The organism is Nocardioides panzhihuensis (assembly GCF_013408335.1).
GTDB classification, from domain to species: Bacteria; Actinomycetota; Actinomycetes; order Propionibacteriales; family Nocardioidaceae; genus Nocardioides; species Nocardioides panzhihuensis.
This window is the reverse complement of record NZ_JACBZR010000001.1, coordinates 5,259,261-5,280,052: the sequence shown is the minus strand read 5'-3', so window position 1 is coordinate 5,280,052 and position 20,792 is coordinate 5,259,261. Positions and strand designations below refer to the sequence as shown.

At 68.0% G+C, this 20,792-nt stretch carries 21 protein-coding genes; 8 read left to right on the top strand and 13 right to left on the bottom strand.

Going from position 1 to position 20,792, the window contains the following annotated elements:
- Positions 1-295: 295 nt before the first annotated feature.
- The 3 genes from BJ988_RS25040 to BJ988_RS25030 are packed head-to-tail and all read right to left on the bottom strand — an operon-like array spanning position 296 to position 4,308.
- Positions 296-880 (bottom strand): SACE_7040 family transcriptional regulator, encoded by a 585-nt coding sequence (locus tag BJ988_RS25040; RefSeq protein WP_179660562.1) that lies wholly within the window; start codon positions 878-880, stop codon positions 296-298.
- A gap of 34 nt (positions 881-914) precedes the next feature.
- The gene (locus BJ988_RS25035; protein WP_179660561.1) at positions 915-1,601 is read right to left on the bottom strand and encodes an SWIM zinc finger family protein; all 687 of its coding nucleotides are present in this window, start codon (positions 1,599-1,601) and stop codon (positions 915-917) included.
- A 7-nt stretch (positions 1,602-1,608) separates the two neighbouring features.
- On the bottom strand, positions 1,609-4,308 hold the full coding sequence (locus BJ988_RS25030) for a DEAD/DEAH box helicase (RefSeq protein WP_179660560.1): 2,700 nt from the start codon (positions 4,306-4,308) through the stop codon (positions 1,609-1,611).
- 178 nt (positions 4,309-4,486) lie between these two features.
- On the opposite strand from BJ988_RS25030, the gene BJ988_RS25025 reads away from it, so the two are divergent.
- The 4 genes from BJ988_RS25025 to BJ988_RS25010 all read left to right on the top strand — a co-directional run bounded on the left by BJ988_RS25025 (position 4,487) and on the right by BJ988_RS25010 (position 8,413).
- Complete coding sequence (locus BJ988_RS25025; RefSeq protein WP_179660559.1) at positions 4,487-5,197, top strand: molybdopterin-dependent oxidoreductase; 711 nt, start codon at positions 4,487-4,489, stop codon at positions 5,195-5,197.
- A gap of 68 nt (positions 5,198-5,265) precedes the next feature.
- On the top strand, positions 5,266-6,873 hold the full coding sequence (locus tag BJ988_RS25020) for a DHA2 family efflux MFS transporter permease subunit (RefSeq protein ID WP_179660558.1): 1,608 nt from the start codon (positions 5,266-5,268) through the stop codon (positions 6,871-6,873).
- Between the two features lie 53 nt (positions 6,874-6,926).
- Positions 6,927-7,877 carry an endo alpha-1,4 polygalactosaminidase gene (locus BJ988_RS25015; protein ID WP_179660557.1) on the top strand — a complete coding sequence of 317 codons (951 nt, stop codon included), beginning with the start codon at positions 6,927-6,929 and terminating at the stop codon, positions 7,875-7,877.
- Entirely contained in the window at positions 7,874-8,413 is a 540-nt protein-coding gene (locus tag BJ988_RS25010; protein ID WP_179660556.1) for a hypothetical protein, read from the top strand. Before BJ988_RS25015 ends, BJ988_RS25010 begins: the two co-directional genes overlap by 4 nt.
- On the opposite strand, the gene BJ988_RS25005 is transcribed toward BJ988_RS25010, so the two are convergent.
- Genes BJ988_RS25005 through BJ988_RS24995 form a run of 3 tightly spaced genes read right to left on the bottom strand, consistent with a single transcriptional unit; the run spans position 8,410 to position 10,666 of the window.
- A complete protein-coding gene (locus BJ988_RS25005) occupies positions 8,410-8,895 on the bottom strand; it encodes a hypothetical protein (protein WP_179660555.1) in 486 nt (161 codons plus the stop codon). The two genes, BJ988_RS25010 and BJ988_RS25005, sit on opposite strands and share 4 nt — an antisense overlap.
- Before the next feature lie 35 nt (positions 8,896-8,930).
- The gene (locus BJ988_RS25000; protein WP_179660554.1) at positions 8,931-10,247 is read right to left on the bottom strand and encodes a putative T7SS-secreted protein; all 1,317 of its coding nucleotides are present in this window, start codon (positions 10,245-10,247) and stop codon (positions 8,931-8,933) included.
- Positions 10,247-10,666, bottom strand: coding sequence for a WXG100 family type VII secretion target (locus BJ988_RS24995; protein ID WP_179660553.1), 420 nt, complete (start codon positions 10,664-10,666; stop codon positions 10,247-10,249). Before BJ988_RS24995 ends, BJ988_RS25000 begins: the two co-directional genes overlap by 1 nt.
- A gap of 171 nt (positions 10,667-10,837) precedes the next feature.
- On the opposite strand from BJ988_RS24995, the gene BJ988_RS24990 reads away from it, so the two are divergent.
- On the top strand, positions 10,838-11,137 hold the full coding sequence (locus BJ988_RS24990) for a DUF4333 domain-containing protein (RefSeq protein WP_179660552.1): 300 nt from the start codon (positions 10,838-10,840) through the stop codon (positions 11,135-11,137).
- Between the two features lie 241 nt (positions 11,138-11,378).
- Here BJ988_RS24990 and BJ988_RS24985 read toward each other — a convergent pair whose 3' ends face one another.
- The gene (locus BJ988_RS24985; RefSeq protein ID WP_179660551.1) at positions 11,379-12,698 is read right to left on the bottom strand and encodes a hypothetical protein; all 1,320 of its coding nucleotides are present in this window, start codon (positions 12,696-12,698) and stop codon (positions 11,379-11,381) included.
- 183 nt (positions 12,699-12,881) lie between these two features.
- On the opposite strand from BJ988_RS24985, the gene BJ988_RS24980 reads away from it, so the two are divergent.
- Complete coding sequence (locus tag BJ988_RS24980) at positions 12,882-13,469, top strand: hypothetical protein (RefSeq protein WP_179660550.1); 588 nt, start codon at positions 12,882-12,884, stop codon at positions 13,467-13,469.
- A 14-nt stretch (positions 13,470-13,483) separates the two neighbouring features.
- On the opposite strand, the gene BJ988_RS24975 is transcribed toward BJ988_RS24980, so the two are convergent.
- The 4 genes from BJ988_RS24975 to BJ988_RS24960 form a co-directional block, all read right to left on the bottom strand.
- Positions 13,484-13,870, bottom strand: coding sequence for a hypothetical protein (locus tag BJ988_RS24975; protein WP_179660549.1), 387 nt, complete (start codon positions 13,868-13,870; stop codon positions 13,484-13,486).
- Between the two features lie 68 nt (positions 13,871-13,938).
- On the bottom strand, positions 13,939-14,274 hold the full coding sequence (locus BJ988_RS24970; protein ID WP_218861098.1) for a cytochrome P450: 336 nt from the start codon (positions 14,272-14,274) through the stop codon (positions 13,939-13,941).
- 27 nt (positions 14,275-14,301) lie between these two features.
- Positions 14,302-14,496 (bottom strand): hypothetical protein, encoded by a 195-nt coding sequence (locus BJ988_RS24965; protein ID WP_179660548.1) that lies wholly within the window; start codon positions 14,494-14,496, stop codon positions 14,302-14,304.
- Positions 14,483-14,788, bottom strand: a complete 306-nt coding sequence (locus tag BJ988_RS24960; RefSeq protein ID WP_179660547.1) for a hypothetical protein — start codon at positions 14,786-14,788, stop codon at positions 14,483-14,485. The genes BJ988_RS24965 and BJ988_RS24960 overlap by 14 nt, the downstream gene beginning before the upstream one ends.
- 161 nt (positions 14,789-14,949) lie before the next feature.
- Here BJ988_RS24960 and BJ988_RS24955 point away from each other — a divergent pair, with 161 nt between their 5' ends.
- Positions 14,950-16,179: a sensor histidine kinase gene (locus BJ988_RS24955; protein WP_179660546.1), complete on the top strand. Its 1,230-nt coding sequence runs from the start codon at positions 14,950-14,952 to the stop codon at positions 16,177-16,179.
- Positions 16,176-16,871, top strand: coding sequence for a response regulator transcription factor (locus tag BJ988_RS24950; RefSeq protein WP_179660545.1), 696 nt, complete (start codon positions 16,176-16,178; stop codon positions 16,869-16,871). The genes BJ988_RS24955 and BJ988_RS24950 overlap by 4 nt, the downstream gene beginning before the upstream one ends.
- 150 nt (positions 16,872-17,021) lie before the next feature.
- Here BJ988_RS24950 and BJ988_RS24945 read toward each other — a convergent pair whose 3' ends face one another.
- Together BJ988_RS24945 and BJ988_RS24940 are read right to left on the bottom strand one after the other, a co-directional pair.
- On the bottom strand, positions 17,022-19,109 hold the full coding sequence (locus BJ988_RS24945; protein WP_179660544.1) for a RecQ family ATP-dependent DNA helicase: 2,088 nt from the start codon (positions 19,107-19,109) through the stop codon (positions 17,022-17,024).
- A gap of 13 nt (positions 19,110-19,122) precedes the next feature.
- The gene (locus tag BJ988_RS24940) at positions 19,123-20,766 is read right to left on the bottom strand and encodes an ATP-binding cassette domain-containing protein (RefSeq protein WP_179660543.1); all 1,644 of its coding nucleotides are present in this window, start codon (positions 20,764-20,766) and stop codon (positions 19,123-19,125) included.
- Positions 20,767-20,792 lie beyond the last annotated feature (26 nt).

Sequence of the window (20,792 nt, the reverse complement as noted above, 5' to 3'; positions counted from 1 at the left end):
AGGCGTACGACGCTCCGACGGCGCTCTTCCGAGGCAGCTACAGCACCATTCCCACCGCCACCTGTCCGACGTCCCCGGCGGCGAGGGCCGGCAGCAGCCAGCGCGCGAGTGCGGGGGACTGGCTTCGATGCCGACCGAGGCCACCAGCCAGGAGGAGGGTGATGGCGCCGAATCAGGATCCTGCCGAGGTGAGGTCGCCGCTGTCGAGCCGAGTCTTCGAGAGGAGTGGAGCGCACGACGGGAGCCTGATCTCCGTCCGCTCGTCGGCAGCGGTCCGCAGAAGTCGACGAGGCGGTCAGACCAGGGCGGCGCGGGCCATCCGCACGAGTACGTCGCGAGTGGCCTCCTCGGGGAGGACCCGGTTGTGAGGAGTGGAGTTGATCAGCCCGAAGACGGCGTGGGCCATGGCACGGGCGGTGTCGGGGGTCAGCGACGGGTTGCGGTCGCGGAGCTGGTCGGCCCAGAGGTCGACGTACTTGCGCTGCAGGGTGCGCACCTGCTCCCGAGCCTCGTGCGGGAGCGACTGCCAGTCACGCTCCTGGACGACGATCAGGGCGCGGTCGCGCAAGGCGAAGTCGACGTGCCAGTCGATCAGCGCCTCGATGGCCGCAGCGGTGCCCGAGGCGGCCTTCACCCGGACGCGGCCTTCGCGAAGCAGCTCCTGGGAGATCGAGACGAGCATCTCGGCGAGCATCGCGTCTTTGCTCGGGAAGTGCTTGTAGAGCGCCGGACCGGAGATGCCACAGGCCGCGCCGAGCTCGGAGACGGAGACGCCGTGGAACCCGCGGGCTGCGAAGAGCTCGGCCGCGGTGTCCAGGATCTGCTCGCGCCTGGTCTTCGTCGGGGCCGAGGCGATGTCCTGAGCCTGCCGAAGGGTCATTGCATGAGGTTATCGCGTGGGCTCCACAGGCATCTCACTCCTCGAGCAGGTGACGTGCCCGGAGCACCGCGTCGAGCGCGATCTCGACGTCGTCGACCTGGTCCCGCGTCGACTCACCGGTCTCGGTGACATCGGCGGCTTCCGGTCGCGCCGACCGGTGCCGGCGCATCCCGTCACGCAGCTGATCGAGGAGATCGTCACGCTCTGCCCCACGCAGATGAAGCAGGACGGACGCGTCGCGGTCGACCGTCCAGCAGAGCTGGTGCAGCACCGCGAGCGAGTGGCCGCACACCGCGTGCCAGTGCCCGCAGGTGCAGGCCACCGTGAGCTCCTCGCCATACGGGACCAGCTCGACGCCCGCCTCCTCGGCGTGCTCGGCCACGTCCAGCGGTAGCTCGCCGGACAGGAGCGCTTCGGTCCGCTCGGCCGTGGCACCGACGACCTCCGACAGCGCGGTGACGGCGTCTCCGGGCAGCACCGGCACCGTGCCGGTCACGGTCCACAGCCCGCGCTCGTCCTCGACCGCCGCCGCGAACCGACCGACCTCGACGACCAGCCCGCCGATCCGCCCCGAGCGGGCGAGCGACCGGGCGCCGGTGAGCTGGTTGTCGTCGTACGCCAGCTCCTCGATCGCCCGCAGGAACGCCCGTCCCCACCACGACTCGACCCGCACCATGCTGCGCCGTTGCGGCTCGCGGGCGAAGGTCAGCACCGCGCTCATCGTGTGCTCACGAGGCGATCCGGCGGCGTTTCTGGCGCTTTTGAGGACCGAGCTTGACCAGCTCGCGGAGCTCGGCGTTGGACAGCTCGGTGAACGCGGCCTCGCCGCCTCCGAGGACCGCGTCGGCCAGGACCCGTTTGCGCTGCAACAGCTCCGCGACGCGCTCTTCGACGGTGCCCTGGGTGATGAGCCGATGCACCTGGACCGTACGCGTCTGGCCGATTCGGTGGGCCCGGTCGGTGGCCTGGTCCTCGACCGCCGGGTTCCACCAGCGGTCGACATGGATCACGTGGTCGGCACGGGTCAGGTTGAGCCCGACCCCGCCCGCCTTGAGCGAGAGCAGGAAGACCGGCACCTCGCCGTCCTGGAAGCGCTCGACCATACGTGAGCGCTCTTTCACCGGGGTGCCGCCGTGCAGGAACTGGTGGGCGACGCCCGCCGATGCCCAGTGGGCCTCGAGGAGACGGGCCATCGCGACGTACTGCGTGAAGACCAGCACCGCCCCCGACTCCGCGAGCACGGTCGAGACCAGCTCGTCGAGGAGGTCGATCTTCTGCGACCGTCCGGTGATCCGGCCGCCTTCCTGCTTCAGGAACTGCGCCGGATGGTTGCAGATCTGCTTGAGCCCGGTCAGCAGGCTCAGCACCAGCCCGCGCCGCTGCGGGTCGTCGGCGTCGAGCCGCTCGATCCGGGCCATCGCGTCTCGCACATAGGCCTCGTAGAGCACGGTCTGCTCCCGCGTCAGCGTCAGCAGGTGGTCGGTCTCGGTCTTGGGCGGCAGCTCGGGAGCCACCCCGGGGTCCGACTTACGCCGCCGCAGCAGGAACGGGCTGACCAGCGCGGCGAACTCCTTCGCCTTCCCGACGTCCGCGCCCGCCTCGATCTGGCTCGCCCAGGCGCGACGGAAGGCCAGCCGGCTGCCCAGCAGGCCGGGCACGCACCAGTCGAGCAGCGCCCACAGCTCGGTCAGGTTGTTCTCCACCGGGGTGCCGGTCAGCGCCACCCGGGCGTGCGAGGGGATCTCGCGGAGCGCCTTCGCGGTCGCCGAGGCGGCGTTCTTCACATGCTGCGCCTCGTCGGCGACGACGAGCCCCCACGGCACCGCCGAGAGCAGCTCGACGTCGCGCCGCATCGTCCCGTACGTCGTCAGCACCACGCCGCTAGCGCCCTCGGCGACGCGCTCGGCGCCGTGGTGGCGGCGCACCTCCACCTCGGGCGCGAACCGGGCGATCTCGGCCTCCCAGTTGCCCAGCAGGCTCGTCGGGCAGACCACCAGGGTCGGGCCGGCGTGCTCCTTCTGACGATGAAGATGGAGCGCAATGGTCATCAGCGTCTTCCCGAGCCCCATGTCGTCGGCCAGACAGCCTCCGAGCCCGAGCGAGGTGATGCCGGCCAGCCAGGTCAGCCCCTCGACCTGATAGCCCCGCAACGTGGCCTGGAGACCGGCGGGCACCTCGACAGCAGGCCCCGAGGTCGCCGCGATCACCTCGTCGCGGAGGCGCACGATCGAGGCGCCGATGATCACCTTCTCGCCGGGCGCCGCCTGGGTGACCTCGTCCGGCACCTGACCGGTCAGGGCGACGGCCAGCGCCTCCACGCCGCTGATCCGCTTGAGCAGCCGTTTGCGCGCACGTCGCAGAACCGATGGATGGACGACCGCCCATGCCCCTCTCAGCCGCAGAACCGGACCAGCGGCCGCCGCCAGGGCGTCCATCTCGGCGGCATCGAGCGGCTCGCCACCGAGCGCCATCTGCCACTGGAAGGCGAAGAGGCCCTTCTCACCCAGCGGCGACTCCCGCATCAGGTCCTCGCGCGCGGCGGTCGAGGAGGACGGCGCCCGGTCGACCGCGACCGACGTGGTCAGGTCCCGTGACAGGGACCGCGGCCAGAGGACGTCGACGCCGCGCTCCTTGAGCCACTCGACGCCGTCCTCGAGCAGCCCGATCACCTCGTCGCTCGCCAGCGTCAGGGAAGAGGGCACCGGCAGGTCGAGCAGCCGGTCGAGCACGGGCCAGGCCTCCGCCGCGCCGCGGAGAGCGACCTGCGCATGCGTACGCGCCCGCGGGCCGAATCCGTGATCGTCTTCTTCGTCCCACAACCGCGCGGCATCGGCCACGTGCAGCGGATCGGCCTCGTCGTGCACCTGCGGCACCAACGTCAGCGACCCCACGAGCAGATCCTCCTCGGGCGCCTCGACCCGGAACGAGAGCCGCACCAACGAGGGCAGCTTGGCCGTCACCGGCCCCTCATCGGCCCGATAGCGCGACAACCGGGTCTGCAGCGACTCCCGGAACGCCCCCGACCCGGAGGCCTTCGGCGCCGAGGTCGGCACCGCGTCCGCCACCGCGGCCACGATCTCCCGCACCAGCAGCTCGGCCGCTTCGCCGTTTAGATCGTCATAGGCGCGCGACGCGGCCAGCAGCCGCACCCGCTCCTCGTCCTCCGGCTTGTAGCGGACCGCCCACGAGCCACCGTCGGGCTCCAGCTGCCCGGCGGCCACGAATCGGAGTCCGAGATGGGCTGCCGACGCGACCAGGGCGACCGAGGGATGCAGGTCGGAGGCGGCGTACGCCTTCTTCAGGACCGGCAGCGCGGCCCGCATCGGCAACGACACCGACCGTCGGGAGTCCACGAACTCCACGGCTGAGTCCCGTGGCGGATGCGCGGGCCGGAAGACGGCGCGGCCCGTCACGGGTACGAAGGACATGGACACGACCGTAACCGCCCGCACCGACATCCGAGGCTTGCTCGGCGCCGGCGCCGCGATGTCCCAGGCCTTCGACGCTTTCTCATCCTGGAGGATGAGGCCCTCGCTCCCAGAGGTTGAGGCGCGGCCCACCGCGCGCTGGGACGGTGGGTGGCATGACCCACTCCCGGAGGTTGCGATGACCGAGACCGCCCGTCCACATGCCGCCCTCCCGCCCGGCCAGCGAGGGATCGACTTCTTCCCGCGCTTCGGGCGACACAACGGCCAGCCCCCGCCAACGGTCGACGACCATCCGACAGTGGTCTTCGGTGGAGTGCTCACCGCGCCGATCGAGATCGCCGTGGACGAGCTCGTCGGCGCCGACCGCCGCGACCTCGATGCCGACTTCCACTGCGTCGCGGGCTGGTCCGTTACCGGCCTTCACTGGGAGGGCGCCGCCTTCGCCGACGTCTATCGGCAGTACGTCGCACCGGCCCTCGTACCGGGCACGATCGTCACCCACGTCATGGTGCGCGGCCTCGACGGCGAGCACTTCGTGGCCGAGCTGGAAGATCTCCTGGCCGACGACGTCCTGCTCGCTGACCGGCTCGATGGCCGGCCGCTCGACGGCGATCACGGTGCACCGCTGCGACTGGTCAACCCGGCGCAGTACGGGTACGCCAACATCAAGCACGTCTGCCGCATCGATGTGCTCGCGGGCGCGCCGCCGGCAGGCTCCCCGCAGCTGATCGACCGGCTGCTGCAGTCCCATCCGCGAGCGCGGGTCTGGGAGGAGGAGCGGCACGGCACACTGCCCGGCTGGCTGATCCGTCCGTTCTACCGGGTGATCAAGACATTCATGCTCGCGGCGGCGAAGCGGGAGCAAGTCGATGCGGGCAAGGGCGCGTGACCCGAGTCACCGCTCGGATGCGAATAACAGCTAGGACCAATAACAACTCACACGTAGGCTGTCAACCCGTGACAGAAACCTCTGCCAAGCCTGAGAAGGCGCCGGACGACCACCTCGACAAGAGCGTGCTCGTCGTCGCGGGCGTCGTCGTGCTCGGATCGATCATGTCGATCCTCGACATCACCGTAGTCTCCGTCGCGCTGGAGACATTCCAGCGCGAGTTCGACGCCACCTCCGCCGAGGTCGCCTGGACGATGACCGGCTACACCCTCGCCCTGGCGACGGTGATCCCGCTGACCGGTTGGGCTGCCGACCGGTTCGGCACCAAACGCCTCTACATGACCGCGATCGTGCTCTTCGTGCTCGGCTCCGTGCTGTGTGCGCTGGCCACCACGCTGCCGATGCTGGTCGCCTTCCGAGTCATCCAGGGCCTTGGCGGCGGCATGCTGATGCCGCTCGGCATGACCATCCTGACCCGTGCCGCCGGCCCCGAACGAGTCGGTCGCGTGATGGCGATCCTGGGTGTGCCGATGCTCCTCGGTCCGATCCTCGGCCCCATCATCGGTGGCGCGCTGATCGACTCCGCCTCCTGGCACTGGATCTTCCTGATCAACGTCCCGATCGGCGCCATCGCTCTGGTGTACGCCTGGCGGGCGCTCCCCAAGGACCACGTCGAGCCGTCGCAGTCCTTCGACTTCCTCGGCATGATCCTGCTGTCCCCGGGTCTGGCGCTGTTCCTCTACGGCGTCTCCTCGATCCCAGAGGCCGGCACGCTGCTGGACACCAAGGTGCTCTCGTTCATGATCGTGGGCCTGCTGCTGATCGCGGCCTTCGTACCGTGGGCGCTGTCTGCCCGCAACGACCACCCGCTGATCGACGTACGCCTCTTCGGCAACAAGGAGCTCACCGTCGCGGTGATCACCCTGGCGATCTTCGCGATGGCGTTCTTCGGTGCCTCGCTGCTCTTCCCCCTCTACTACCAGCAGGTACGCGGCGAGGACGCCCTCCACGCCGGGCTGCTGCTGGCTCCCCAGGGTCTGGGCGCGATGGTCACGATGCCGATCGCCGGCATGCTCGCGGACCGGATGGGACCGGGCAAGATCGTCCTCAGCGGTCTCACCACGATCGCGGTGGGCATGTTCATGTTCTCGCAGCTCGACGACACCACGCCGTACTGGTATCTCCTCGGTTCGCTGTTCATCATGGGCCTCGGCATGGGCGCGACGATGATGCCGACCTTCGCTGCCGCCCAGGCGACGCTGCGCGAACACACCATCGCCCGCGGTACGACGCTGGTGAACATCGTCCAGCAGGTCGCCGCCTCCGCCGGCACCGCGCTCTTCTCGGTGCTGCTCACCAACGCCCTGGCCGGCAAGGAGTCGGTCTCCGCGGCAGGTGACCTCGCCGACAAGCTCGGAGTCCCGGCCGATGGCCTGGAGAAGTTCATGACCGACCCGGCCAACCAGCAGAAGGTCGGTGAGGCGGCCGCCGCGCTGGGCCTCGACCCGGCCAAGCTGCCCGAGATCTTCAAGGCGATCCCGGTCGAGATGGCCGAGGCCTTCTCCGCCACCTTCGTGATCGCCGCGATCCTGGTGCTGGCCACGCTCATCCCCGCCTGGTTCCTCCCCAAGACCAAGGCCGAGCACGGAGCTGCCGCTCCCACGGTTCTCCACTGATCCGCTCACGAGCACGTACGCAGGGCCGGGCTGCCAGTGGCAGCCCGGCCCTCGTGCTGTTCGTGGCTCTGTTCGCCCTCGTGGGTTGCCGCTCCCCTCCAGCTGCTGACCCTGCGGCGAATGTCGCACTCCCACCGACCAACGGTGTCTTCGACTACCAGCTCGGCGGCACCTCTGATCAGCTCTCCGACGGCACCCCGATCGACGTCGTCGTACGCGACGCCTCCGCCGCCCCGCTCGAGGGCGCCTACAACGTCTGCTACGTCAACGGCTTCCAGGCCCAGCCCGGGTCCGACTGGTCCGATCACCCCGAGGCACTTCTCCGCGATGGCTCCGGCAGTCCCGTACGCGACCCCGACTGGCCAGACGAGCTCATCCTCGATCCCTCCACCGCCTCGGCCCGCGCGTCGATCCTCGAGGTGATCACCCCGGTCATCGGCGGATGTGCCGAGGCGGGCTTCGACGCCATCGAGATCGACAATCTCGACACCTGGACCCGCTTCGACACGATCTCGAAGGACGGCGCCCTCGACCTGGCCTCGGCATATGTCACCGCCGCCCACGACCTAGGTCTGGCGGTCGCCCAGAAGAACGCCGCCGAAGCCGCCCGCCCTGCCCACGACGACCTCGGCTTCGACTTCGCCGTAGTGGAGGAATGTGGCGCCTACTCCGAGTGCGCCGCCTACACGGACGTCTACGGCGGCCACGTGCTCCAGATCGAATACCCCGACTCTCTAGCCGAAGCCGACCTCTCCTTCACCGACGTCTGCGCCGATCCCGCCCGCGCCCCGCTCACCATCCTCCGCGACCGCGACCTCGTAGGACAGAACGACCCGGCGTACGTCCACGAGGCCTGCTTAACAGCCAGGGATGCAACCCCGTCGCAAGCCAAAGCAGACGTGGTTTCATGGACGCATGGCGATCAACCGCGCCATCTCAGACAGATTCTCGGGCGGGCTGGTCTTCCTCACCGCTTGCTCAAATGTGGTTTGCTGTCCCTGTGACCGATCAGATCATGCCTCCAAACGCGTACGAACTGTTCGCGCGCGTCCAGCAGGCAGCGGCAAATACTCCGTACAAGGTGGTCCCTACCGAAAAGGGATTCGACGTGGAGTTAGACGTGGCTGATGCGACCTGGTTCGGCCTCTTCAACAAGGCGGGACTCAAGCACGCCTTTATCCATCACGTTTCGATCCCAGAGACCGGCACCTATTCGGTGACAGACGACGCGAGAACCGTTGAATGGATCGCAGGCACTCCCAGAATCTCTTACGAGGCGAGTAGAGAGATTGGGCGCATCAAGAAAGTCTCGTTCAATCGGACGTATGCGTTCAACGAAGAGGGCGAGTTCAGCAAGGTCGTGGACTTCAAGTTCAACTCCGAGGAGGGCCGCGCACTGATTGATTCCGCCGCAACGGATCTAGGCTACCGGCAAGTACGGGGCTCGATCGAGAAGGTTGGTCTCTTTATAGGCCTTGGGACCCTGGTCTTGCTTGTGCTGATGGGTGTCGTCATCGGCGCTGTAATACTGCTCCGCTAAGACCCTCGATCTGCTTCGCCACCGCCAGCCGCGGCAAGCACCTGGACGGTGCTCATAAGTTCTTGGAACTCGTCCTTCATCTGTTCCGACTGCCTGAAGAGGCATGTTAACGAGTAGGTGATGACAAATCGCTCGGATGGATCGTTGACATCGACGATCGCGGTGATGGCTTGGAATCGGCGAAGGTCGAATCGACGCCCTTCATACTTCGCCGTTCCAGCAAGAGACTGTGCGACAGCAGGAGCATGCGCTGTACCTACCTCTGTTCGCTTGACGAGTTCCACATCGGTCGCATCCTGCTCAAGGACCTCCAGCGACTCATCCGCGATCTGCTGGAGCGAAGCGCTATCGGTTCGCCATCCGCCCGAGACGGTCAGCACGGGCGTGTAACCGTCATGGAAACCACGCCTGACGGCCACAAAAGCAGCGTTTGTTATTCCGAGTTCGGATGGATCACTTGGGATCCACTCGTCGTTCGGCATCCTGAATTGTATTGGAATGGGGAATGCCTCAAGCATCAGAACAGCCCTCCAATCGCATCGACCAAGTCTCCACCAGCATCGGCCACCTCTCTGGCGTCGATCGTAATGTCTAGGTCAACCTTGCCACCGAGTCCGAGGCCAACACCCAACTCGCCGCCGATTGTGACCTTGCCGTCGTCCCAGCCGACCTCTGCATCTGCCGCCGCACCGACACCCGCCCACCCTTCGACACCCGCCGTTCCTCCGACACCGGCGACGTCTCCGCTTACCTTCGCATCAGCCTTCGCGCCCGCGAACGCCTCGCCACCAACGTGCACGCCTTCGGAGAGGGTGGCGCTGGCCGTTCCTTTGGCTTCAGCGGCGACCTCTGCGGAGGCCTCCGCCTTGACCTCGGCGTAGCCATACTCGGCACCAGCTTTTCCTTCGACGCGGACAACTGTGGCCTTCGCGCCGACCTCGGCTTCAATCCCGTCACTAACGATCTTGGCCGATGCCTTGCCCGCGATTTCACCGACGATCACCTTGCCTTCGGCGTTGACCTTGACGTCACCCCAGTAGTCTTCGACCTTTCCCTCATAGCCCCACGCGCGAAGCTTCCCTTCGACCGACCCCAGACTGATTTCGAACGGTGGCTTTTTCGAGCCTTCCCGCCCAAGCAGATCGTCTTTGCCCATCCCTTGGCCGAACGTGTCGGACCACGCTCCCCACTTGACCTTGGGACCCTTGGCTTCAAACTCCGCATGCTTCATCTGCCCATGTTCCGTCTTGGCCCCGGGTAGCCCCCCAAGTTCTCGAACACACGAGAGGCCAGCCTTGTCGAGTGATTCACGCGCATCCTTGAGCACTTCCTTGGCCTCTTCGCGAATCTTCTCCCCGGGGTCGACGAAGGTCTCAGGACGCGCGGGGCCGAACGATGGGGACGACGCCGGATTGCATCGTTGTTGCTCGACCCACTGGTTATATGAAGCGACCTGATCGTTGTATGTGGTCGTCGCATCTCTGGTCGCCTTCTCGCCCTCCTCCCACTTGTCGATCGCAGACTGTGCGCGCTCCTGTGCGACTCCAAGCGCGTCGGCATATGAGTTCAGACTGTCTCCAGAGGCCTTGAGCAAGTCTCGATAGGCTTCCCACTTCTTGACCTCGGCAGATCGGCCCCGAAGATACGTCGCCTTGCCATCTCCCCCCTGCCAAGTCGGGATCGCCATACCCTCGATGCTCTGAAGGATCCCAACTACGCGCCTACCCTCCGCGTGGAGCGCAGCAGCCCGCTCGGCGATGGAGCGCTTATCGCCCTTGATCAGGGCTGTCTTGTCGGTGGTGCTACCAAGCTCGGCGCCGTCTGGAAGACTCATCAGTTCTCCTTAGGGGAGGGAAAGCTCCCCTCAGAGCCAGACGTGGGGAAGTAGGGGAAGGGTTGTGGCTGCACTGGTGTCCCGTACGGAAACGACGAGCTCTGCCCCGGGGTAAAGGGACGAGGCCCCCACGGCCCGGACGTCATCTGTTGAGCGCTTCGCTCGTCGGCGTCCTCATAGTCAGCGGCTTTCCCTGTCAGGAACGTGCTCAGGGTGTCGAGGCCATCGCCAAGCGCGACGTGCGCGTTCCCAACCTGCTCCATGACGGCGGTAAGCCAACCGGCCAACTCGACGTGACCAAGGACGTCCGGAGAGAGCTGTGCCTCCGGGACACGTGACGACCCCAAGTCGCTCTTCAGCGTGTCGTACTTGCCTGCAGTCCGTCGCAAATCATCGACGGTTACTTCGTAGCCGGTCACAGCGTCCTCCGATCAGGTTGATACCCGCCTTCTACCCGAACTTCTGAACTTCAAACACTCAGAGCACGAGAATCTCGAGAATGACGCCGTTCAGCGAGCCACCCGAGACAAACCAACGAACACGATTGTAGGGTGACGCACGCTAGGCATCTCGGATTGAAAGGCCCAACTATGCTCCGTCGCACCGCCACTGCATATGCCTTCACTGCGGTCCTCACGCTTGGCCTCTCCGGTTGCGGTGGCGTCACGGTGTCGCAGGAGACGGTCGAGAAGACGGTTTCCCAGCGACTCGAGGCTCAGGTAGGACAGAAGCCTGACAAGATCGAGTGCCCAGGGGATCTCTCAGCCAAGGTCGGCGAGACTATGACGTGCACGCTCACCGCAGGGTCGGACGAGCTCGGAGTGAACGTGCAGGTGACAGAGGTCGACGGAACTGACGTGAAGTTCGACATTCAGGTCGATGAGCAGTAGTCGGGCCTCAGCGACAAGGTGAGGCACGAAACTGTGTCTCGAGCGAACACCGCCGGACCATGGCACTAGGCCAGCCCGACCCGAAGGGCTAGTTCGACGGCAGTGATCGAACCCAGGACGGGCACAAGGAAGACCGAGCCAGGAAGCGCTGGTCGTCGTAGCGACAGGATTGTCGAACGGCAACGGCGCAGGCACGATGGATGAGGGCGCGCCTGCGCCGGGTCGAACTGGCCTGCAGCTACTACTTGCGGTCGGTCTTGTCGTTTCCAGAGTCGTCGCCCTGAGTCGTTTTCGGGGCCCAACCGCGGGATGCGTTGGGGTCCAGGACGTCGCTTGCGGTCTCGGTCCAGTCGTCGGTGTAGTCGGCTTCCCACTCTTGGTTCTGGCTACCGTTCTGGTCCCGCTTCTTGCCACCGCGGCCGCTGCCTGCACCGGCCGCTCCTCGGCCGGCCGCTCCTCGGCCGGCAGCGCCGCCGCGGGCAGCGCCGCGTCCACCAGCAGCACCGCCACGGGCGCCGCCTCCTGTGCCGCGCCCGCCCGCCGCTCCAGCGCCACGAGCACCCGCACCGCGGGCACCAGCGCCAGCGCCTGCTCCCGCACGGGCACCGGCGGTGCCCGCCTTGGCGGCTGCCGACCTGGTGGCGGCTGAACGCGAGGCGGCGCCGGCAGTGGCGGCCTTTGCGGCGCCCCCGCCGAACCTGCTGGCCATCGCCTTGGCCACGCCAGCGGTGAGGAGTGCACCGCCGCCAGCGATCGCGAGGGCGGACATCCCACCCGCACCGCCGCTCAGCGGAGCGAGACCATCAGCGGTCTCGACCATCGCGTACGAGGTCGCCGGGGCACGGGTCCCGTCGGCGTTGACCCAATCGGTGCCGTTCCACTCCGGCTTGTTCTCGGCCTTGTGCGCTTCGATGTTGGCCTTCTCCTGAGCGATCAGTTCGTGGCCCCAGCCGTCGGTGTAGAGGGTGCCGGAGTTGTACTTCGTCGCGCGCGCCTGTGCAGCTGCGACCTGGCTCGCCGAGCCCGGCTGTGACGAGGTTCCAGGGGGCAGCGCGTTGGAGTCGCTGCCGTCGTCGTACAACGCACGTACCTTTGGCTCGGCCTCATCGACGGAGACATCGACGGCCTGAACCCTCTGCGCAGCTTCACGCTCGGCATCGGCGATTGCCGCCTCATCCTTGGCGTAGTCCTGCTTGGCCTTTGCGTACTCCTGCTGGTTGGCCGTCGCCTCGGCGGCCGACGTGCCACCACCAGGTTTCGTTTTGAAGGACGACTCCGGCGGGACCGGATTGTGAGAGTCGGGCAACGTGGCCTCGAGCCGCTTGTGCGCCTCCATCGCCTCGTACAACTTGGCGTGGACGACCCACAGTGCGTCGATCGCGTCCTTGAGCACATCGCGCTTCTTGTTGGTCTCTTTGCCCGAGGTCTCCATGTCGCGCCGCGCGGCCTGGCCGGACAGCGACGTCTCCGAGAAGCCGTCTTCGACACGTCCCGCGTTGTCAAGCATCGTCTTGCCAGCGCCGTTGAAGTTGTCCCGGGCCCCCTCCCAGCTCCTGAGCATCGCTTCGATAGCAGCGATGTCTCCACCCCGCACGTAATCGCTTAGCCGAAGCATCCACTGACCCTTGACTGCCATTGTCCCTCCCGAGGGCTTGGTTGAGGGACCGCTCGATCCCAATGCATGTGTACGACTGGCTGGGCATCACACCCGGCCTGCGCGGTGGTTTGTTCTAGAGTCTGCCCCATGACGATGTCCCGGGCGAGCGCCATGGCCGCATTGATCCTGTCCGTTGCACTCGCCGGTGCAAGCTGCGCATCATCAGGCGACAGCGGCAATTCTCCCGAAACCACGGACCCGAAGACCACACCGTCGGCTTCACCCAGCGAGTCGCCTGTTCCTGCGGATTGGAAGGTCGCAGCGATCGAGGAGGCTCAGGTCCAGATCCCGCCGGATTGGACGACCGAGCAGGCGGGGAAGTGGACCGTGTCCCTGGTCGCCCCGAAAGATGACCTCGGGTCGTCCGCTGGATTCGGGACCTTCCTATCGGGCGCCCTCGGACCGGGAGATCTCGAGAAGGCCGCCGGGTACGAGAAAGACATACTCGTCGGGGACGGCGCTGAGAACCTCAAGCGTCTCCCTGACGTCACCGTCGATGGATCAGTGTTCTATCACTTCCAGTATGAAACCGGGCGCACCTGGAACGACAGCTACGGCACAAAGGACGGCGAAAAGCTCATCGAGATCAACTGGGACTTGTCCAAGACCAGCCTCGACCGGAAAGGAGCGGACGCTCTGATCGCCAAGGTGCTGCCGACGTTCCAACTGCTCTGACTCCGTGGTCAGAGTCAGATCGCGAGGTACTTACCGGGGCCTTGGTTCTTGTTGAAGATGACCAATGGGTTGCTCATCAGCGCAACGGCATTGGCGAACTTCTGCGCATTGACCGCAGCGTCGACGTCAGCCCCTTCGATCGCGACCATGGCGTCGTGGATCGCTTCGCTGGTCTCATGCAGACCCTTAGCGGTGTCCCCGAGGGAACTGTCGATGTTCTGGTGCCCCTTCCGGACCACAGCTCCCAGCCACTCGCCTCGCGAAGAACCACCGAACATGCCGCCAACGGGATCAGCGAGATGCTTCCGCGCCTCCAACACGCGTTCGCGTTGGTCGTTCAGGTTCTGCCGCGCTGCGTCAAGCCGCATGGCGTCGACGCTGACCTGACCGTTGTCACCCATGGTCCGCCCTCCCGAGGCTTCCGTACGCACCCCCGGCGGGTGCCTCAGTAGGAGTAGTACACCACGGCTCACAGGGCGACGGGCAGGGATGCGTAGCCGCGGAGGACGCGGGTGCTGCGGCGTACGCCTTGGCCTGCGACCCGGAGGGACGGGTGACGCTCGAACAACAGACGGAGGCCGATGCGGGCCTCCAGGCGGGCGAGGCTGGCGCCGAGGCAGAAGTGGGTCCCGGCGGAGAAGGAGAGGTGCTGGTCGGCGTCGGGTCGGGTGATGTCGTACGTGTCGGGGTCGACGAAGACCGCAGGGTCGCGGTTGGCTCCGCCGAGGACCACGGCGACAGCAGTGCCTTTGGCGACATCCACGCCCGCCACGCTCGTCGCCGCATAGGCCTCGCGGACGGTCACGATGGCGGGCGGATCTGGTCGAGCAGCTCACCGGCGACGGCGGTGACCGTCTCCGCCGTCGAGCTGACCCGACGGGCAGTGAACGCGTGACCACATCAGCTCCGCGAGCGGGTCGCCGCGCCACGATGCGGAGCTCAGCACCGCTCGGCTGATCCCGTGGGAGAGCGCCCACCGGGCGTACGACCGCGGTCTCTCGAGCGGTGAGGTCTCAAGCGGAGGCATCGGTCAGCTCTTCGCTGAACTCGTGGGTGCCGATCCGGCCCATCAGCGGAGCCAGGTCGGCGAGCAGATCGGCGAAGGTCGCCTCGTACTCCTCCTGCGACAGCGACGGGTCCAGCTGCGCCTGGAAGCGGATCCGCCAACGATGGCGGAGGGCCTGGGCCAGGCGCTCCGGGGTGCCGAATGCCTCGGCATACTCCGGCGACCACGGCAACCGGCGCGCGAAGCCGCTACGCAGCTCCGCCTCCGCCTCGTTGAGCAACCGGAACCGCTCATGGGTCTGCGTCCACGTCATTGTGTTCACCGTCCTCTTTGCTGGGTGATCACGACGCTATTGCCCGCATCGGCCCCCAGACATCGGACGCTGGCAGGCACCTGGGTTCCTACCCTGGTAGCAGGACGTCCACCTGCCACGGTCGGATGCGACCCAGGTCACGCGTTCCTAGACTGGATGACATGAGTGTCCAGAGCCTTGCTCGCGACGTGCGCGACTTCCTGGAGGGACGCGTACGGAGCAAGGACCTCGACATCCCCTGGTGGGCGCCGCTGCTGTCGGCCGCCGGCCTCGTCGCGATGGTCACCGTCGCAGTCCTCCAGCGCGAGGCGGCCGGCGAGATGGTGCTCGCCGGGCTGGTGATCACCGTCCCGTCGCTGAGCATCTTCTTCATCCCCAACAACGGCGAATGGCTCAAGCACCACATGTGGGTCGTCGACCTCGTGCCGACGCTGGCCGGTTCGGCCTGGCTGATGTCCCAGCCCGCGACGGGCTTCTGGCCGCAGCACGACTTCGCGCCGGCCGTGCTCGTTCCGCTCGCCCTCGAGATGGTCGTCCGTGAAGGCTTCAAGACCGGCACCCTCTACGCGATCGCATCGGCCGTGATCATGGGGGTCTTCGCCACGGACACCCCCAGCGGCGTCGGGGTCCACTTCCTGCTGCTGTTCGTCGGCTGGATCCTCGGGCTGCTGATCCTCGCCCAGATGCGGGCCCTGCGCGCCGAGCGGCTCGCGCGCGAGCAGGAGCACTCACGTGCCACCGAGGCCGAGCGCACCCGGATCGCCCGCGAGATCCATGACCTGGTGGGGCACTCGCTATCGATCACCCTGCTCCACCTGACCGCCGCTCGACGCGCGGTCGCGGAGGGCGACGACCCGGACGAGGCGGTCTCCGCGCTCACCGAGGCGGAGACGATCGGGCGCCGAGCCATGACCGAGATCCGCCGTACGATCGGGGCGCTGTCGATCGGGGTGCTGTCGGCCGACGGCGCCGGGACGGCCCCTCTGCCCGGAGCTGCGGACGTCGTCCGGCTCGTGGAAGAGGGTCGCAGCGCCGGTCAGACGATCACGTTCTCCTCCTCCGGCGATCTCTCCCGTATCGACGCCGGCGTCGGGCTCGGCATCTACCGGATCCTTCAGGAGTCGCTCGCCAACGCCATCCGGCATGCTCCCGGCGCACCGGTCTCGGTCACGTTGGCGGTCGCGGACGGCATACGTCTCTCCGTGCAGAACCCGCTCGTCGGCGCCCGGCGCGGGGTCGGTGTGAGTATCGGGGAGGGATCCGGGCTGGCCGGCATGGCCGCCCGTGCCGAGCAGCTCCGCGGCCGGTTGTCGGCCGGAGCCGAGGAGTCGATGTGGAAGGTTGACCTGGTGATCCCGCCGCACTGTCTCGTACGCAAGGCCCTCGCATGACGCCGGTCAACCCCGCTCCCAGCAACACCGCCGCGCCGATCCGGGTGATCGTGGTCGACGACCAAGAGCTCGTACGCAGCGGCCTGCGCCGCATCCTGCGCCGGCGCGACGGGCTCGAGATCGTCGCCGAGTGCGCCGATGGTTCCGAGGTCGTCGCGGCTCTCGAGGCCAACCCGGCCGACGTCGTGGTCATGGACCTGCGGATGCGGCAGGTCGACGGGATCACCGCCACGGGTCTCGTGCGCGCACTGCCGTCGGCACCGCCGGTGCTGGTGCTGACGACGTTCGATGAGGACGAGCTCGTCTCCGGCGCCCTGCGCGCCGGGGCCGCCGGCTTCATCCTCAAGGACTCACCCGCCGAGGAGCTGGTCATGGCCGTACGCGCCGTCGCCCTCGGCGACGCCTGGCTCGACCCGGCCATCACCGGCCGCGTCTTGGCCACCTACCGCTCCGCCGCCGCGCCGTCGCCGTCGAGCGCGGTCGAGGTCTCCGAGCTCACCGACCGTGAGCTCGAGGTCCTCCGTGGCCTCGCCTCCGGCTGGACCAACTCCGAGATCGCCGAACGGCTGGTCATCTCCGAGCTGACCGTGAAGTCCCACATCGGCCGCATCTTCGCCAAGCTCGACCTCCGCGACCGCGCCGCCGCCATCGTCTTCGCGTACGACCACGGCATCGTTCGGCCCGCGGTCTGAACGCCGCGCTGGTCGAGGGCCACTTCGTTCAGATCCTCGGATGAGCGATCGTGTCGAGCCAACACAGTCCCCTCCGGCGCTCGAGTCGACTGTGTTGGTCTCGACACGCCTCCACCTAGCGGCTCCGGCGGCTCGACCAACGACGGTGGGTCAGGTGGTGGTGGCGAGGACGAGGGGGTGGACGGTGGCGGCGCCGGCGTCGAGGAGGGCGCGGGCGGCGAGGGTGACGGTCCATCCGGTGGCGACGCGGTCGTCGACGAGGAGTACGTCGGCGCCGGGCGGGACCTCGGCGTTCAAGGAGAAGCGGCGGCCGACGGCGGCGACGCGCTGAGCGGAGTTGGCGGCGCCCTGGCCGGGGCCGACGTCGGGGTCGACGATGGCCCACGAGCCGAGGACGGGGACATGGAGGTAGCGCGCGAGGCCATCGGCGAAGTCGCGGGTCAGGGTGGGACGGGTCGAGGACTCGACGTAGACGATGCCGCTGACCACGGGACGCCAGTCGCCGAGGACCTCCACGACCGCCTTGACCAGCGGGATGGGCACCGGACCGTCCTGGGCCGGCTCCCGGAAGAGGTCGCGCAGCGCCTGGCCGTAGCCGAGATCGGTCAGCCGCGCGACGGCGCGCCCCTCGAGCGGGCCCTGCTTGATCTTGCCCTTGAGCGCGATGCCGAGCCGGTCGAGACCGGTGGGCCACATCTTCTTGGGCTCCACGACGACCCCGGGCCGCGCCAACCGCGCCGAGGCCTCCTCGACGGCTCCATCCGACACCGACGAGGTGACCGCGAAGCCACCGCAGTTGTCGCACCGGCCGCAGTCGACAGCACCGGGGTCGTCGAGCTGCTCGCGCAGGAACCGCATCCGGCACTGGTCGGTCGAGATGTAGGCGAGCATCGCGTCCTGCTCGCGGCGCCGGGCCTCGGCGACCCGCTCGTAGCGCTCCGCGTCGTACTCCCACGGGACACCGGTCGCCTCCCAGCCACCGCCGACCCGGCGGGCGGCGCCGTCGACATCGAGCACCTTGAGCATCTGCTCCAGGCGGGAACGCGAGAGGTCGACGTACGTCTCCAGCGCCTGGGTCGACAAGGCTCGCCCGGCCTCGGACAGGACGCCCAGGGTCTGGCGCACCTGCTCCTCGCGAGGGAAGGCCAGCGATGCGAAGTAGGCCCAGATGTCGCGGTCCTCGATGCCCGGAAGAAGCACGACGGAGGCATCCGAGGTGCCACGGCCGGCACGGCCGACCTGCTGGTAGTAGGAGACCGGCGAGGAGGGCGCCCCCATGTTGACCACGAACCCGAGGGTGGCGTCGAAGCCCATCCCGAGCGCCGAGGTCGCCACCAGCGCCTTGATCTTCCCTGCGGCCAGCGACTCCTCCAGCTCGGCCCGCTCGGCCGGCTCCGTACGGCCCGAGTAGGCGGCCACGTCATGACCTCGTGAGCGCAGGTAGTCGGCGATCTCCTCGGTCGCGGCCACGGTCAGGCAGTAGACGATGCCGGACCCGGGCTGCTCGGAGAGGTGGTCGGAGAGCCAGGCCAACCGCTGTTCGGGGGCTTTCAGGGAGACCACCGCGAGCCGCAGCGACTCCCGATCCAGCGAGCCACGTAGGACGAGAACGTCTGAACCCATCTGCTCGGCGACGTCCGAGGTCACCCGCTCGTTGGCCGTCGCCGTCGTCGCGAGCACCGGGATCCCGACGGGAAGATCGGCCAGCAGCGTACGGATCCGGCGGTAGTCGGGCCGGAAGTCGTGGCCCCAGTCGGAGATGCAGTGGGCCTCGTCGACCACCAGCAGGCCGCACTCGGCGGCCAGCCGAGGCAGCACCGCGTCACGGAACTTCGGGTTGTTGAGCCGTTCGGGGGAGACCAGGAGGACGTCCACGTCGCCCGCGTGGATGGCCTCCTCGGTCGAGACCCAGTCCTCGGGGTTGGTCGAGTTGATCGTCACCGCCCGGATGCCTGCCCGCTGCGCAGCGGCGATCTGGTTGCGCATCAGCGCGAGCAGCGGCGAGACGATCACGGTCGGCCCGAGACCGGCCTCGCGCAGCAGCAGAGTCGCCACGAAATAGACCGCCGACTTCCCCCATCCGGTCTTCTGCACGACCAGCGCCCGGCGACGCTCGACGGCGAGCGCCGAGATCGCCGACCACTGGTCCTCACGCAGCGAGGCGTCATCGCGACCCACCAGGGCCCGCAGATGCGCCTCAGCACGAGAACGTACGTCGTCGCCCACCGGATCTGTCATGGTCACAGGTCTATCAGGCACCACCCACAGAGTTGTCGAACGCCAACCGAGGCCAGTCGGCGAGGTCGTCCAGCATCTGCCGATCGTGCGTGGCCACCACCACCGCCGCCGACGTGTTCCGCAGCGCGTCCGTCAGCTCGTCGACCAGACCGGCCGAGAGATGGTTGGTCGGCTCGTCCAGGATCAGCAGGTGCGGGAGGGATGCCAGCCGCAGCGCCAGCTCGAGCCGTCGCTGCTGCCCCTGGGACAGCAGCGAGGCAGGCGTACGCCGCGCCTCGGCGTCCACCAGACCGCACGACCGCAGCGACGGGATCGCCCGCTCCGGCACCACCCCGGCGGCGACCAGCTGCCCACAGTGCCGTTCGTAGACCTCCGCCGCCGTCAGACCCGGGTCCCACACCGGCTCCTCCTGACCCACCAGCGCGATCCGCGCCCCGGACGAGGTCCACACCGACCCCTCCGCCGGATCGAGTACGCCGCCCAGGACCTGCAGCAGCGTCGACTTGCCCGCCCCGTTCGGACCGGTGACGAGGAGCCGCTCGCCGCCGTCGATGCCGAAGGAGACCGGTCCGGACAGCCGACCGGGCACGCGCACCCCCTCGCACCGCAGCAGCGTGCCGCCGACGTCCGAGGGCAGCGACGGGAACCGCAACGACATCGGCGGCTCCGGCACGGAGATGCGATGAGCCTCGAGTGCGGCGAGGTCACGGTTGAAGGAGCGCACCAGGCCGGGCGCTCGCGTCTGCCGCTGGTGCTTGCCGGTGCCCTTCGGCGGGCGCCAGCCGGTGCTCAGTCGGTCACGTGCCGCCGACACCGAGTCCTGCAGCCGCCGATGCTCCTCCTGCTGGGCCGCGTGGTCCTGCTCCCAGCGCTCCCGGTCGCGACGCCGGCCCACCTGCCAGCCCTCGTACCCACCGGCATACGTCCTGGGCCGACCGTCCTCGCTCGGGTCCAGGTCGAGGAACTCCACGGCGACCTCGCGCAGCAGCATCCGGTCGTGGGAGACCACCACGACCCCGCCGGCATGCGCCCGGACCCGGTCGGTCAAGAACGCCAGGCCCGACGCGTCGAGATGGTTAGTCGGCTCGTCGAGCACGAGCAGATCGTGGTGCGCCCCGAGCAGACAGGCCAGCCGTACGCGGTAGCGCTGGCCGACCGACAGCGTCGCCAGCGCTCGGTCGTGATCGGTGCACGCGCCGAGCGCCTCCAGCGCGATCTGCACCCGGCGCTCGGCGTCCCAGGCGTCCAGCGCGGTCGCACGCTCGAGCGCAGCGGCGTACGTCCCGTCGGAGTCCATCGGGTCGTCCGACAGCGCAGCGGCGGCCTCATCGAGGGCGCGGAGCGCGTCGTGCGACTCCGCGAGCGCGGCAGACGTCAGGGTGCCGACGGTGTCACCGGGGCGTACGGCCAACGCCTGCTGTGCGATACCGAGGCTGCCGTGCCGTTGGACACGGCCGGATTCGGGTTCGATCAGTCCGGCGAGGACATGAAGCAGTGTGGTCTTGCCCCGGCCGTTCTCGCCGACGATGGCGAGCCGGGACCGGTTGGCCGCGGAGACGGTCAGCGAGACGCCGCGTAGAACGGGGCGGCCGCCGAGGGTGACCGAGATGTCCTCGGCGCGAAGATGGGCAGAGGTGTGATGGGTCTGAACAGACACGAAGATGAACTTCCAGCTCGCATACG